Consider the following 14,953-nt stretch of genomic DNA (forward strand, 5'->3'; position numbering starts at 1 on the left):
GGTGCGCAGGCGACGCTCCCTCCCCTCCCTCTCGCGTAGCGCCTTCGGCGCCCGCCCGCAAAAAAGTGAAGAACAACCCGTGCACGGTCGAAACGCGGCCACCGAACGGCGCAGCGTCCATTCGGTCAACCCATTGCTGTCCCGGGAAACTCAGCTGCGACACGCGCATCACCGCTGACGCCGACCGGCGCCGCTGAAGGAGAGCCCGAACCAGACGTTTGCGTTGAGGCCGCTGGAGCCATGACAATGCACTTAAGATGTGCAGAGACGTCGCAATCGAGGCGCGCCGTGCACAAAATCCGACATGTACGTCACGGAAATGTCATTTAACAATATTGGTTCCCCTGCCCGGACGCAGCCAGCCCGCGGCGTCAATCGATGGAGCCCGACATGAACCTGTGCACGACAAGCGGTCTGCAACGCGCGCTCGTGTCGCTCGCCGTTGCCATGTTCGGCCTCGGCACCGCAGCTCGCGCGGCCGACCTCACCGTTTACACAGCGCTGGAAGCCGACCAGATCAAGCCCTACAAGGCCGCGTTCGAGAAGGCCAATCCGGGCATCAACATCCTCTGGGTCCGCGACTCGACCGGCATCATCACGGCGAAGCTGCTTGCGGAGAAGGCAAACCCCAAGGCCGATGTGGTCATGGGCCTTGCCGCGACCTCGCTGATGCTGCTCCAGAAGGAGGGCATGCTGATGCCCTACGCGCCGGCTGGGCTCGACAAGATCGACGCCAAGATGCGCGATCCCGCGGCGTCGCCGGATTGGGTGGGCATGGACGTGTGGGCATCGGCCCTGTGCGTCAACACCGTGGAATCGAGCAAGAAGAACCTGCCGGAGCCCACCTCTTGGGCCGATCTGACGAAGCCGGTCTATCAGGGACAGGTCGCCATGCCGAACCCGGCTTCTTCGGGTACCGGATTTCTGATGGTCTCTGCCTGGCTACAGCTGTTCGGCTGGGACGAGGGCTGGAAGTACATGGACGAGCTTCACAAGAACATCGCGGCCTATACGCACTCCGGCTCCAAGCCGTGCCGACAGGCCGGCGCCGGCGAATACGCGATCGGCCTCTCGTTCGAGTATCGCGCCAACAAGACCAAGAAGGATGGCGCGCCGATCAGCATTGCCCTGCCCAAGGAAGGTCTCGGCTGGGACATGGAGGCGATCGGAATCATGAAGGCCACCAAGGAGCCCGAGGCAGCGAAGAAGCTTGCCGACTGGGCCGCGACGCCCGAGGCCAACAAGCTCTACGCCGAAAACTACGCCATCGTCGCGCTGCCCGGCATCGCAAGCCCCATGGAGTTCGTCCAGGGCGACATCAACAAGATGCTGATCAAGAACGACTTTGCCTGGGCTGCGGAGAACCGCGACAAGATCCTGGCGGAGTGGAGCAAGCGCTACGACGGCAAGTCCGAGCCCAAGAAGTAGGGATCAAGAAACGAGGATATCGGGATCGACGAGGCCGGCGGTGCATGCGCGCCGCCGGACAATGCGGGACAGTGTCATGGACAGCATGCCGACGACGGAGCCCTATCTCCGCATCCGCAATTTGTCGAAAAGGTTCGGTGCGTTCACCGCGCTGGACCGGGTCGACCTCGACATCATGCCGGGGGAGTTGATCTCGTTCCTCGGCCCGTCCGGCTGCGGCAAGACCACGCTGCTCCGGGCCATCTCCGGACTGGACGTGCAGACCACGGGGTCGATCCATCAGGCCGGGCGGGACATCTCGACGCTGCCGGTCGCCGAGCGCGACTTCGGCATCGTGTTTCAGTCCTATGCGCTGTTTCCGAACCTGACAATCAGGGACAACATAGCCTACGGCCTGGTGTCGGCGCGCAAAGCCCGCGCCGAGATCGACAAACGGGTCAAGGAGCTCATCGAGCTCGTCGATCTGCCGGAGCAGGCCGGCAAATATCCGGCCCAGCTCTCCGGTGGCCAGCAGCAGCGCGTCGCCCTTGCCCGCGCGCTGGCGCTGTCGCCCGGCCTTCTGCTGCTCGACGAACCGCTGTCCGCTCTCGACGCCCGCGTCCGGGCGCGCCTGCGCGGCGAGATCCGCGATCTGCAGCGTCGCCTCAGGCTGACCACCATCATGGTGACCCACGACCAGGAAGAGGCGCTCACCATGTCCGACCGGATCGTGGTGATGAGCAATGGCAGGATCGAGCAGGTCGGCACGCCCGACGAGATCTACGGCCGGCCCGCGACGGCTTTCGTCGCCGACTTCGTCGGCAAGATGAATTTCCTGGAGGGGCGCCTCGTCACCAGCAGGCGCGCCAATGTCAGGGGCGCCGTGCTCGACTTTTGCGAGGAAGTACCACTCGGCGAAGGCACGGCCGTCACAGTCTGCCTTCGGCCGGAGGACGTGGTGGTGCGCGACATCGACGAGCATGTGGACAATCGCCTGTCGGTCCAGGTCGGCGTCATGGAATTCATCGGCAATCATTTCGCAACGACATTGCATGCGAGTGGTACGGGACTGAACTTCTCTGCCGACTTTTCCATCAACGCCGTCCGCGACCTCGGCATTTCGTCGGGTGCGACCATCGAGGTGGCGCTTCCGCCGAAGCGGTTGCGCGTGTTTGCCCAGCCGCCCTCTGCCGCCTGACACGGGAAACCAGCGATGGCGACCGAGACATTGAGTCTGCCGGACCGCGCCGCCGCGGTGGCGCCCCTGAGGCAGAAGCTGGGGCGCGACGACTGGATCATGCGAGGCGCGGTCGTGGCGCTCGGCCTCTGGCTGATCGTCACCGTCCTGCTGCCGCTCTGGGCGCTGCTGTCCAAGAGCTTCCAGACGAGCGATGGCAGCTTCGTCGGGTTTGCCAATTTCCAGGCCTATTTCGCCAATCCGGCGCTCGCCTACTCGATCTGGCACTCGGTCTGGGTCTCGCTGCTGAGCACCGTCATCTGCGTTCTGCTCGCTTTCGTCTACGCCTACGGGCTCACCCGCAGCTGCATGCCGGCGCGAGGACTGTTCCGCATCATCGCGCAGATCCCGATTCTCGCACCCTCGTTGCTGCCCGCGATCAGCCTTGTCTACCTGTTCGGCAATCAGGGCCTGGTCAAATGGATGCTGCTCGGCGCGTCGATCTACGGTCCGATCGGCATCGTCATGGGCGAGGTGTTCTGGACCTTCCCGCACGCGCTCATCATCATCACCACGGCGCTGGCAATCTCGGACGCCCGTCTGTACGAGGCGGCGCAAGCCCTGCGGGCGTCTCCCAGCCGCACCTTCTGGACGGTAACCCTTCCGGGGGCACGCTATGGCCTGATCAGCGCGATTTTCGTCGTCTTCACCCTGGTGATCACCGATTTCGGCGTCCCGAAGGTCATTGGGGGCAGATTCAACGTGCTCGCGACCGACATCTACAAGCAGGTGGTCGGGCAGCAGAATTTCCAGATGGGTGCGGTGGTCGGCCTGATCCTGCTGCTGCCCGCGGTGCTGGCCTTCGCCGTCGATCAGGTCATGCAGCGACGCCAGATGGCGCTGCTCACCGCGCGCGCGGTACCTTATGCGCCCAAGCCCGACGCCACGATCGACCGCGCGATGCTGGCAATCTGTTCGCTGATCGCGTTCGCGATCCTGGTCATTCTTGGCGTATCCTTCTTCGCCTCGATCGCGACGTTCTGGCCGTACAATCTGACGCCCAGCTTCAAGAACTTCGACTTCGACATGATGGATGGCGGCGGCTGGCGCAGCTATCTCAACTCGCTCGTCATGGCCGGCCTCACCGCGCTGTTCGGCACCGCAGTGATCTTTGCCGGCGCTTATCTGGTCGAGAAGACCCCGCGCTTTCGCACCGTTCGCGGCTTCGTGCAGTTTCTCGCGCTGCTTCCATTGGCCGTCCCGGGCCTGGTGCTCGGTCTCGGCTACATCTTCTTCTTCAACAACCCGGCCAATCCGCTGCGATTCATCTACGGCACGATGGCCATTCTCGTTGTCTGCACGATCTCGCATTTCTACTCCGTCTCGCACCTGACCGCGGTGACGGCGCTCAAGCAGGTCGATCGGGAGTTCGAGACCGTTTCGGCATCGCTCAGAGTGCCGTTCTGGCGTACGTTCATGCGGGTGACCTTGCCGGTCTGCCTGCCGGCGGTGCTGGATATCGCCATGTATCTGTTCGTGAACGCGATGACGACGGTCTCTGCGGTGGTCTTCATCTACGCACCGCACACGACGCTTGCGGCCATCGCCGTGCTCAACATGGATGACGCAGGCGACGTGGCCCCGGCGGCCGCCATGGCCATGGTCGTCTTCGCCACCTCCGCCCTGACACGAGCCATCTACATGCTGCTCACACGGGGCTACCTTGCGCGCGCGCAGATGTGGAGAAAGCGGTGAGCATGTCTGGAGACGAATTCGATCTGGCCGTTGTCGGGGGCGGCATCTGCGGTCTCGCCCATGCGCTTGCGGGCGTGCGCCGGGGCTTGCGGGTCGTGGTCATCGAGCGCGATGCAAGGGCGAACGGCGCCTCGATCCGCAATTTCGGCTTTATCACGGTCACCGGACAGCAGCGCGGCCCATGTTGGCAACGCGCGATGCGGTCGCGGCAGATCTGGGCCGAAGTGGCGGCGGCTGCCGGAATCAGGATCGAGCATTTCGGACTGGCGGTCGCAGTGCGACGACCGGAAGCTGTGGCCGTGCTCGAGGCGTTCAGATCAACCGAGATGGGCGAGGCTTGCGAACTTCTGAGCCCGACCGAGGCGGGTCGACGTTTCCCGATGCTGAAGACGGACCATCTGCAAGCCGTGCTGGCGAGCCCGCACGATTTGCGGGTGGAGTCGCGCATCGCGGTGCCGGCGCTGGCGCGGTGGCTCGCCGAGGTGCACGGCGTCACCTTCCTCTATCAGACGCAGGTCAAGGCGGTGACGCCGCCGGTGATCGACACCACACGCGGGCCGGTCCGCGCCCGGCTCTGCGTGGTATGCCCGGGTGACGATTTTCTAAGCCTCTATCCGGAACGCATCAGCGCTTACGGGCTCGTCCGCTGCAAGCTGCATATGCTGCGGGTCGGATCGGCGGCCGCAATGCCGCGGTTCAATGCGGCCGTGATGTCGGACCTTGGCCTGGTGCGCTATCTCGGCTACGCCGAATTGCCTGAGACTGCCGCGCTGAAGCAGCGGCTCGGGGCGGAGCAGGGCCAGCATCTGGCCAATGGCGTGCATTTGATCGCCGTGCAGAGCGAGGACGGCTCGCTCGTCGTCGGCGATTCCCATCACTACGACGCGACGCCGGACCCTTTCGGTCCTGATACGGTGGACGAGTTGATCATGGACGAATTCCGCCAGGTGCTGGCATGGCCAACGCCGGTGGTCCGCGAGCGCTGGATCGGCACCTACGCCTCGGCGTCCGACCGGCTGATGCTGATCGACCGGCCATCGGACGCCGTACGCCTGGTCATGATCACCAGCGGCACCGGCGCCAGCACCTCGTTTGCGATCGCCGAGGAAGTGCTTGACGAATTGACGTCGGGGAGCCGGGCCACATGACCGATAAATTCGAGCACGTCCAGGCCGTGGTGTTCGACTGGGCCGGCACGACGGTGGACCACGGCTCGCTGGCGCCGATGGGCGTGTTCGTGGAGGCATTCGCGCGCTTCGGCATAGCGATCACCGTCGAAGAGGCGCGCGGGCCGATGGGCATGGCCAAGCGCCCCCACATCGCCGCCCTCCTGCGGTTGTCCCGGATCGCCGCCGCGTGGCGCGGCAAGTATGGGCGCGAGCCCACCGAAGCCGACATCGATGCGCTCTATGACGTGTTCGTGCCGATGAACGTCGAGGTCGCCGGGCGCTACGCCGACGTGATCCCGGGCGTGGCCGAAGCTGTCGCTGGCTTGCGACGCCGCGGCCTGAAGATCGGCTCGAGCACGGGCTACACGCGCGAGATCATGGCCGAAGTCATTCCGGTCGCGGCGGCGCAGGGCTATTCGCCGGACAATATCGTTTGCACCGGTGACACGCCCGACGGCCGCCCCACGCCGTTCATGCTGTACAAGGCCTTTCTGGAGCTCGAGGTCTGGCCGGCCTGGAGCTGCGTCAAGGTCGACGACACCGAGGTCGGGATCAAGGAAGGTCTCAACGGCGGCTGCTGGACCGTCGGCGTGGCTGTCACCGGCAACGTCTTCGGGCTGTCGCTCGCCGACACCGCGGCGCTGCCACCGAAAACCTTCGCCGAGCGGCGCGCGGCAGCTGCCGGCCGGCTGGAGGCCGCCGGCGCCCACTACGTAATCGACGGCGTCGCCGATATCATGCCCGTGATCGCTGCGATCGAAAGCCGGCTGGCCAACGGAGAGCGGCCGTGAGCGAGTCCGAGGGCGATGTCAATTTGTCGGCGGAGCGGCGGTCGTTTCACGAACGCCACCTCGATGCGCAGACCCAGGAATGGCTCGACGAGGACGAGCGCTGGTTCCTGCGGCAGTCGCTGTCGACGCCCTGCCTGAACGTGGCCACCGCCGCCGAAGGATCTCATCTCGTCGATCTCCAGGGCCGGCGCATCCTCGATTTCCACGGCAACAGCGTGCATCAGGTCGGCTACGGTCATCCTCGCGTGGTCGCGGCCATCAAGTCGCAACTCGATACTTTGCCCTTCTGCCCGCGCCGCTACACCAACAGGGCCGCGATCGACCTCGCCCGGCGCCTCGCCGAATTGGCGCCCGCGCCGCTGGAGAAGGTGCTTCTGGCACCCAGCGGCTCGGCTGCGATCGGCATGGCGCTGAAGCTCGCCCGCTATGCAACGGGGCGACACAAGACCCTGTCCATGTGGGATGCTTTTCACGGCGCCAATCTCGATGCGGTCTCGGTGGGTGGCGAAGCGCTGTTTCGGCGCGGCGCTGGCCCGCTGCTGCCGGGCACGGAGCATGTTCCGCCGCCAGGACTGGCCGCGCGCTTCTTCGGACAGGACGGCCATGCGCATGAGCGGCTCGCCGACTACATCGACTATGTCCTCAAGGTGCAGGGCGACGTCGCAGCCGTGATCGCCGAGCCCATGCGGTGGACCACGGTCGAACTGCCGCCGCCCGGCTTCTGGCCCAGAGTACGCGCGAGCTGCGACCGGCACGGGGCTCTCCTGATCTTCGACGAGGTGCCGAGCTGTCTCGGCCGCACCGGAACCATGTTCGTCTGTGAGCAGGCCGAAACTGCACCTGATATTCTCGTGCTCGGCAAGGGACTGGGCGGCGGCGTCATGCCGATGGCGGCAATGGTGGTCCGGGCCGATCTCGACGTGGTGCCCGAGGGGGCACTGGGCCACTACACCCACGAGAAGAGCCCGGTCGGGTGCGCTGCAGCCCTTGCCACGCTCGATGTGATCGAGGAGGAAGGGCTGCTCGCCGCGGCGCGCGTCCTCGGCGCGCACGCCCTCGACCGGCTGCGATCGATGGCGCAGCGGCACCCCTTGATTTCCGAGGTGCGCGGGGCGGGTCTCTATCTCGGCGTCGAGATCGGTCTCCGCGACGAGGCCGAGGCCAACGCGCTCGCCGAGCGCCTGCTGTATCGCTGCCTGGAGGCAGGCCTGAGCTTCAAGCTCGGCGGTGGCAACGTGGTCACGCTATGCCCGCCGCTCACGATCTCGCGCGCCGAACTCGACCAAGCCCTCGATATCCTCGAAGAGGCGATGTCGGCCTTGTGAGCAGATCACGACGCGGATGAAGCTTCGGCTATGGCGCTCTCGGTCGAGCTGACGCGCAGATATCTCAACCAAAAAAGGCCCGGACGCCAATGGCGACCGGGCCTTTTCTCTTTCGTCAAATCAAGAAACCGCTCAGGCCGCCTTCGACACCAGCGTCTCGCTCTCGACCAGCTCCGTCCCGATCAGGAAATCGCGACACCCCCGCAAGCTGCGCAGCGCGCGGTTGAAGTCGATGCCGGTCGAGACCAGCGCATGCAGCGTGGTCGGGTTGCGGACGATGCCGCGGAGCACGGCGGCGAGATCGATCTGGCCGTTCGGCTTGATGGCGGCGCGGGCGAGCGCCGGCAGCGCGCGATGGGCGGGGTCGCTGATGACGCGGACTGCGGCGAACGGCAGCCCGGCCTCGGAGGCGTAGGCGGCCGCGATGTGGCTTTCCATGTCGACGGCGGAGGCGCCGGTTTCTGAATGCAGCGCCGCCTTGCTGGAGCGGCCCGTGACCACTTCCTCGGCGCCGGCGAGGCTGCCGCGCACCACACGGCGGCGGCCTGAGGTCAGGCGGTCGATGAGGTCGTTGCCGAGCGACAGGCCGGCGGCCCAACGGGTATCGCCGGAGAGCACCTCGGTTGCCAGCACGACGTCGCCGGAGCGCAGGGTCGGGTCGAGCCCGCCGGCCACGCCGAACGAGATCACGCCGCGAATCGTATTGGGATCCATCACCGTCAGAAGCGCCCGCAACTGGGTGGGGCTGCTCGACGAGCAGATCACGGCCATCCCGGGCCCAGCCGCGATGCGGGCCTCCTGGACCAGACCGGTCACGATCAAGATTGGCCGCGGATCAATGGCATTGCCCGCGGTGAGATAGTCCCCCGTCCCCAAAGTCACATTCCGACCCCTACCACCCTGCTGTTGGTGTTCCTCAAGTTCCGGTACCGCGCCAACGCCCACAGCGGAAAGAACTTCGGGTAACCATGATATCGAAGGTAGAATACACGAGGAAAGCCTGTGGCGGTGTACCGCTGCTCGTCCCACAGCCCTTTTTCGTTCTGTGTGGCAATCAGGTACTCCACCCCGCGGGCGACGGCCGGGTGATCAACCTCGCCAGCTGCCATCAGGGCAAGCAAAGCCCATGCCGTTTGCGAGGCGGTCGAGGGAGCTGCCTCCCATCCCCGGTAGTCCAGCCGGTAGCTGACGGCGTCCTCGCCCCAGCCGCCATCCTTGTTCTGGATCGAGGCCAGCCAGCCGGCGGCTTTCCGCATCATCGGGTCGTCGTGGCGGACACCGGCCATGTTCAGGGCGCAGACAACCGACCAGGTTCCATAGATGAAGTTCATGCCCCAGCGGCCGTACCAGGACCCTTCGGGGTGCTGGGTCTTCCGGAGGTAAGCGACCCCGTCGGCCACATGCTTGCTGGTTGTCTCGGTCTCGCCGAGCTGGGCCAGCATCGAGATGCAGCGCGCGGTGACGTCCTCGGTCGGAGGATCGAGCAGCGCGCCATGGTCGGAGAACGGGATGTTGTTCAAATAGTATTCGAGATTGTTGACGTCGAAGGCAGCCCAGCCGCCGTCGTCGCTCTGCATGCCCTCGATCCACTCCCGGCCGCGATCGATCGCGGCATCATAGCCGGTGGCGCCGTGCTCCCGCCGCATGCGGTCCATCGACATCACCACGACAGCCGTGTCGTCGAGATCGGGGTAGTGCGCATTGTTGTACTGGAAAGCCCAGCCGCCCGGACGCACGTCGGGCCGCTTCACCGCCCAATCGCCCTTCACCTCGAGCTCCTGCTTCGGGATCAGCCAGTCGAGGCCCTGCTTGGCGGCAGGCACCGCTATGTCGCCGCCGGCTTCCAGCAACGCGTGCGCGGTCAGCGTCGTATCCCACACGGGCGAGACGCAGGGCTGGCAATAGGCTTCGTCGTCCTTGATCACGAGCAGCTTGTCGATGCCCCGGCGCGTGATCGCGCGCGGCGGGAAATTCTCGTCCTTGCCGAGCGCGTCGTACATCATGACGATGTTGGCCATCGGCGGATAGATCGCGCCCATGCCGTCCTCGCCGTTGAGCCGCTCTTCGGTGAAGGCGAGCGCCGCATCGATCGCGCGCTTGCGCAGGCTGTTCGGAAACATCGGCTCGACCACGCGCAAGATACCGTCGAGCGCGCGGAACAGCACGAACCAGGCCATGCTCTGGTGCGGCGCCTTCGCGGTCATGCCGATTCCGCGCGGATCCTGCAGGAACAATTCGTCGATGCCGACGCCCTTCGGATTCTTCGCGAGCGGCTTCAGCGCGGCAAGCACCATCAGCGGCACCATGGTGGTGCGCGCCCAATAGGAGATCTTGTTGATGTGGAACGGCGACCAGAACGGCAGCAGCACGATCTCGATCGGCAGCACCGGCACCGCGCGCCAGGTCACCACGCCGAACATCGCGAGCAGGAAGCGGGTGAAGACGTTGCTGTTGATGGCGCCACCGCGGGAATGCATCGCCTCGCGCGCACGCACCATATGCGGGCTGTCTGTGGAATCGCCGATCATCTTCAGCGCGAAGTAAGCCTTCACGCTGGCGCTCATGTCGAACTCGCCGTCATGCACCAGCGGCCAGCCGCCATGGGCGCCCTGAACGCGGCGCAGATAGTTGGCGATCTTGGCTTCGAGCGCGGTGTCCACGGGCTCAGCCAGATAATGACGCAGCAGCACGTATTCGGCCGGGATCGTGCAATCGGCTTCGAGCTCGAACACCCAATGGCCGTCGGATTGCTGCAGGCCGACGACGCCTTGCGTGGCCGACGCAATGCTCGATTCCAAGACCTTCGATTCCAAAGCTTCGCGGCTGGTCGCGTTCACGGAATCCATCTCGCTCGATTGCTCCGATAGTCGATTGAAATTGACGGGAATTTTTGCCCGTCAGGGCCGCTTTTCAAGATGTCTTGGCTTCAAGATGTCTTGGCGGCCAAAACCAGATCTGCGGCACGATCACCAGATCGGACCGATCCCTCGATGGTTGCAGGCAATCCCGTAGCAGTCCAGTCGCCGGCGAGAAACAGGTTTTTCAGCGCAGTGACCGGCCCCGGACGCAGGGCATTCTGGGCCGGTGTGGCGGCAAAAGTGGCCCGGCGCTCGCGCACGATCTGCCACGGCGGCAGCTCGCCGGAAACCCCGCCCGCCTTGCAGACATCGTTCCAGATTTCCTGCGCGAGTTCCTCACGCGGCATGTCGACGAGGCGGTCGGCGTTGCTGATGGTCACCGAGAGCCGGTTCGGGAACGCGAACAGCCATTCCACGACGCCGCCGATCACACCCAGGATCGCCGGCGACCCCGGCGGCGGCTCAAACCGGAAGTGTGCATTGACGATGGCGCGGAATTCGGTCGGCGTCTTCACGCCGGGCAGCAGGCTCGCGGCAGCGCGCGGCGGCACCGCCATCACGACGACGTCGCCCTCACCGATCTGGATGACATCCTCGCCGCCGAAATTCAGCGCGCTCGCCTTGCCATCGCTGGTCACGAACGATCGCAGCTCATGGCCGAGCTGAACGGTGTGGCCACGCTCAGCCAGAAACTTCACGGCGGGCTCGATCAGCACGGCGCTGAGGCCGTCGCGCGCGATCAGGGGACGGCAGGCCTGCCCGCCGGCAAGCAGTGTCTCGCGCACGATCGCACCCGCGAGACCGGCCGAACCCTCGGGCGGATCGACATTGAGCGCGGCGAGCAGCAGCGGCTGCACCAGGCGCTGATAGAGCGTGCCCTCGCAAGGAATGGATTTGCCGACCAGCGTCTGCTCCGACGCCCAGATCAACGGCGCCAGTTTCAGATAATCGGTGAGCCCGGTGTCGGGAACGCGACGGCTTTCGTCGAGCACCCAGGTCGGCAATCGGCCGGCGCCAAGATCGATCTGCCAGCGCTGCCCGGTCGTGATATCGACAAAGGGAAACTGCGCGCTTTCGGGGCCAACGAGGCCGGCCTCGGTGCCGATCGCACGCGCATAGGCGCGCGCATGGCTGTTGCCGGACAGCAGCAGATGATTGCCATTGTCGATGGTGAGATTGGTGGCGGCGTCGAAATAGGAACGGCAGCGACCGCCGGCTTGCTGCGTCGCCTCGTGCACGGCGACCTTGAAGCCGGCATTGGCGAGCCGCACGGCGGCGGAGAGGCCGGAAATTCCAGCACCGATGATGTGAGCTGTGTTTTGCATCAGATGAAAGCGTAACGGAGCAGGATCAGGATGCGTGTGACCTTCGCCACACGTACCGGCTCGCGCGGCGCGTTGAAGCCGCGCGCGATCAGGAGGTCCAGAATGGCATGATAGTATTTCGACATCATGCGCGGCGCGCGCACCGCGCGGCGCCGATTGCGGCTCATGATCTCGTCCGACTTCTCGAAATACACCTTTGCGCGCTGTGCCAGCGGCAGACAGACCTTTGGCAGCGCACGCTCGACGATCACGCGGTCCGGATCGTTGGAGGTGATCCCGGCATGCAGCAGCGCCTCGCGCGGCAGATAGAGCCGGCCGAGACCCGCGTCTTCGTCGATGTCGCGCAGGATGTTGGTGAGCTGGAGCGCGCGGCCGAGATGATGGGCGAGCTCGATGCCATCTTCCTCGGGCAAGCCGAACACCCGCACCGACAACCGTCCCACGGCGCTGGCGACACGGTCGCAATAGAGATCCAGCGTCGCCATGTCGGGCGCGCGGATGTCCTGCGGCACATCCATCTCCATGCCGTCGACGATCGCAACAAAATCTTCGCGCTTCAGCCCGAAGGCCTTCACGGAGCCGACATAGTCGGCAAGGCGCGGCGGCGGATTGCCCTGGTAGAGCGCGTCGATATCGTTGCGCCATTCCTGCAGCGCGGCGAGCCGCTCGTCGCGCGGACCGTCGGAATCGGCGATGTCGTCGACCTGGCGGCAGAAGCTGTAGATCTGGAACATCGCTTCGCGCTGATCATGCGGCAGGATGCGCATCGCAGCGTAGAAGGAGCTGTTCGATGCGGTCGAGCCGTAATTGGCGCTGGGCGCGGCCGCCTCAAGCGTCATGTGCAGTCCCCGGTCTGGAAATGGCCTTGCGTCCGATCGCGCGGCGGCCGACTTCGCCGATCATGCCGGCGAGGCTGAAAGTGAGAAGCTCGAACTTGTTCAGATGCACGCGCTCGCGCAGGGGATCGCGCACCTTCAGCAGGCGCACGATGCGGTCGGCATAGGCCCGGATCACGGCAACGTCGACGCCGAGGCGGACATCCCGGATCTCCGCGCTCAACGACCTGCCCTCGTCGAGCAGCGCCGCGTTGCGCACGGCGAGCCCCTGAAGACAGGCCAGCATCTCCGGCGGCGACTGCGTCAGCCCGAGCTGCTCGACCGAGGCACCACTCGCGGCCAGCGCGTCGCGCGGCAGATAAACGCGATTGAGCTCGCGGAAATCCTTGCCGCAATCCTGGAGATGGTTGTTGATCTGGAGCGCCGCGCAGAGCGCATCCGATGCGGCCCAGGTCGAGGTGCTCTCACCGTGGACATCGAGCATGAAGCGGCCGACCGGCATCGCCGAGTAGCGGCAATAATGGATGACCTCGTCCCAGTTCTCGTAGCGCAGCTTGGTCACGTCCATGCGGAACGCGATCAGCACGTCGAGCGCGTGGCGCGGCGCCATGCCGCGCTCGGCCAGCGCGCGCCGCAGGATGACGGCCTCAGTCTGGGTGTCGCCCTTGCCGAGCAGTTCCGCCTCGAACAGGTCGAGCAAGCGTAGCTTCTCGTCGGGCGGCAGGGTGGCGTGATCGGCGATGTCGTCAGCGGTGCGGACGAAATTGTAATACGCCAGGATCAGCGCACGATGACGCGGATGAATGATCCAGGACGCGACGGGAAAATTCTCGTCGCGGTCACCCTTGCCGGATCGCAATTCGCTCGCAGAGGTCATCGAGGGCTGGCTTACAATCGTTTGGACAGGAAGGGCTTTTTCGCTCGCGCGGGCTCATGCCGGCGATGCCGCCGCGGCCCCCATATAGGGGAATACGGCCGCAAAACCAATCCTGTCTGTCGATGGCAGCCCTTCCGGATCCGGCCCGAAAAGGCGGCCCCAGGACCGCCTTTGTGGGCCAGTGGCCGAGCTTACTGATTGTGGCTCTTCAGGACCTGGTCGCAGGCCTGCGAGATCTTGGGCCGGTTCTCCTTGAGGCAGGCCAGGATCGTGAAATCGCCCTGGTCGATGACCGGGCGGCAGAACTTCTGCACGTCGCGCGTGCAGGCCTTCTGCTCGGCGTCCGTGCCACGTCCTGCCTGGGCGAATGCCGCCGTGGAAAGGGTTGCCGACAGCAGGGTGAGAGCGACGAGAAGCTTACGCATTGTATTCCTTCGTTCTGACGGCAGAATCGCACCGATCCCGGACAGCACAGGGCGGACGGCCGGAACGGATTGTTCTGATGGCAAGTCGCCGCGGAAGTCGCGGCCGTGGGAGAAGGCACAAGCACTGGTAAATGCGGCCAAATTGGCGCCGCATCCACCAAATCAGGTCTTCCCTGGGTCTTCATTGGCAGATGTAAGGGTTTGATACTAAGTCATAATTCAGGCACTGCGCATTTTACTGCACGGCTGTTGCAGCGCTGCATCTCTCCGCCCCGCCGTTTGGGCCGGAAACATGCCGAAACACAACAAATTGCAGGGGTCCGGGCATGGCGCGGGCGCCCGGTGAACCGCCATCTCTGGCGGGCGGGCGTTGAACCTGACACTGGCTCGGAACACTAAACCTTCGATGTGGCGAGACGTCCCCGATGTTGAGCGGACGTCGTTCCAAAACGGGATATTTGTGATGAAATTTTTTGGGCGATCTGCACTGGCGATCAAGGCGGCCGGCATCGGGGCTGCGCTGCTCTTCTCGGTTTCGGCAAGCCACGCTCAGTCGGCCGGACCGTTTGCCGGTTTCGACGGCGCCTGGACCGGCACCGGCACGGTGTCGCTGTCCGACGGTTCCACCGAACGGATCCGCTGCAGGGCGGACTACAAGGTCGCCGGCACCGGTCTCAACCTCAAGCAGGCCCTGCACTGCGCGTCCGACAGCTACAAGTTCGACCTCACCAGCGATGTGACGAGCCAGGGCGAGCGGATCTCCGGCAACTGGAGCGAGACCAACCGCAACATCTTCGGCAATCTGCAGGGCACCGCCGGCGGCGGCTCGATCGAAGTGTTCGTCGAGGCCAACGGCTTCGCCGCCAATTTGTCGCTGCGCACCAACGGCACCAAGCAGACGGTGCAGATCTCCTCCAAGGGCGAGATCCGCGGCGTCAACATCACGTTGACGAAGGGCTGATTGCTCTTCCAGATCGATGGGAATACAGCCCTCGGTTCTCGCGAGCC

The 14,953-nt window shown here is 65.1% G+C and carries 13 protein-coding genes; 7 read left to right on the forward strand and 6 right to left on the reverse strand.

Translation table 11 applies throughout. The features are described from left to right. Positions 1-390: 390 nt before the first annotated feature. From BMW89_RS07530 to pbfA, 6 genes are all read left to right on the forward strand, one after another. Positions 391-1,428, forward strand: a complete 1,038-nt coding sequence (locus tag BMW89_RS07530; RefSeq protein WP_177195896.1) for a putative 2-aminoethylphosphonate ABC transporter substrate-binding protein — start codon at positions 391-393, stop codon at positions 1,426-1,428. A 76-nt stretch (positions 1,429-1,504) separates the two neighbouring features. Further along, entirely contained in the window at positions 1,505-2,605 is a 1,101-nt protein-coding gene (locus BMW89_RS07535; protein ID WP_092024230.1) for a putative 2-aminoethylphosphonate ABC transporter ATP-binding protein, read from the forward strand. 15 nt (positions 2,606-2,620) lie between these two features. Continuing rightward, complete coding sequence (locus BMW89_RS07540; protein ID WP_092024232.1) at positions 2,621-4,339, forward strand: putative 2-aminoethylphosphonate ABC transporter permease subunit; 1,719 nt, start codon at positions 2,621-2,623, stop codon at positions 4,337-4,339. A 2-nt stretch (positions 4,340-4,341) separates the two neighbouring features. Beyond that, on the forward strand, positions 4,342-5,487 hold the full coding sequence (locus BMW89_RS07545; protein ID WP_092024234.1) for a TIGR03364 family FAD-dependent oxidoreductase: 1,146 nt from the start codon (positions 4,342-4,344) through the stop codon (positions 5,485-5,487). Then, on the forward strand, positions 5,484-6,299 hold the full coding sequence (gene phnX, locus BMW89_RS07550; RefSeq protein WP_092024236.1) for a phosphonoacetaldehyde hydrolase: 816 nt from the start codon (positions 5,484-5,486) through the stop codon (positions 6,297-6,299). The genes BMW89_RS07545 and phnX overlap by 4 nt, the downstream gene beginning before the upstream one ends. Next, entirely contained in the window at positions 6,296-7,624 is a 1,329-nt protein-coding gene (pbfA, locus tag BMW89_RS07555) for a (R)-1-hydroxy-2-aminoethylphosphonate ammonia-lyase (protein WP_092024239.1), read from the forward strand. The genes phnX and pbfA overlap by 4 nt, the downstream gene beginning before the upstream one ends. A 132-nt stretch (positions 7,625-7,756) precedes the next feature. Here the strand turns inward: pbfA and BMW89_RS07560 are convergent, their stop codons facing one another. The 6 genes from BMW89_RS07560 to BMW89_RS37785 all read right to left on the reverse strand — a co-directional run bounded on the left by BMW89_RS07560 (position 7,757) and on the right by BMW89_RS37785 (position 13,945). After that, positions 7,757-8,506 (reverse strand): phosphorylase, encoded by a 750-nt coding sequence (locus BMW89_RS07560; protein ID WP_177195897.1) that lies wholly within the window; start codon positions 8,504-8,506, stop codon positions 7,757-7,759. Beyond that, on the reverse strand, positions 8,503-10,470 hold the full coding sequence (shc, locus tag BMW89_RS07565; RefSeq protein ID WP_092024243.1) for a squalene--hopene cyclase: 1,968 nt from the start codon (positions 10,468-10,470) through the stop codon (positions 8,503-8,505). The genes BMW89_RS07560 and shc overlap by 4 nt, the downstream gene beginning before the upstream one ends. A gap of 80 nt (positions 10,471-10,550) precedes the next feature. Next, positions 10,551-11,807, reverse strand: a complete 1,257-nt coding sequence (gene hpnE / locus BMW89_RS07570) for a hydroxysqualene dehydroxylase HpnE (protein WP_092024245.1) — start codon at positions 11,805-11,807, stop codon at positions 10,551-10,553. Continuing rightward, positions 11,807-12,646, reverse strand: coding sequence for a presqualene diphosphate synthase HpnD (gene hpnD / locus BMW89_RS07575; protein WP_092024247.1), 840 nt, complete (start codon positions 12,644-12,646; stop codon positions 11,807-11,809). The genes hpnE and hpnD overlap by 1 nt, the downstream gene beginning before the upstream one ends. Then, the gene (gene hpnC / locus BMW89_RS07580; protein ID WP_092024249.1) at positions 12,636-13,520 is read right to left on the reverse strand and encodes a squalene synthase HpnC; all 885 of its coding nucleotides are present in this window, start codon (positions 13,518-13,520) and stop codon (positions 12,636-12,638) included. The genes hpnD and hpnC overlap by 11 nt, the downstream gene beginning before the upstream one ends. A 191-nt stretch (positions 13,521-13,711) precedes the next feature. Next, positions 13,712-13,945, reverse strand: coding sequence for a hypothetical protein (locus BMW89_RS37785; RefSeq protein WP_177195898.1), 234 nt, complete (start codon positions 13,943-13,945; stop codon positions 13,712-13,714). Between the two features lie 463 nt (positions 13,946-14,408). Here BMW89_RS37785 and BMW89_RS07595 point away from each other — a divergent pair, with 463 nt between their 5' ends. Further along, positions 14,409-14,906 carry a hypothetical protein gene (locus tag BMW89_RS07595; protein ID WP_092024253.1) on the forward strand — a complete coding sequence of 166 codons (498 nt, stop codon included), beginning with the start codon at positions 14,409-14,411 and terminating at the stop codon, positions 14,904-14,906. Positions 14,907-14,953 lie beyond the last annotated feature (47 nt).

Origin of the sequence: Bradyrhizobium sp. OK095 (assembly GCF_900109945.1) — a bacterium.
Classification (GTDB): Bacteria; Pseudomonadota; Alphaproteobacteria; order Rhizobiales; family Xanthobacteraceae; genus Bradyrhizobium.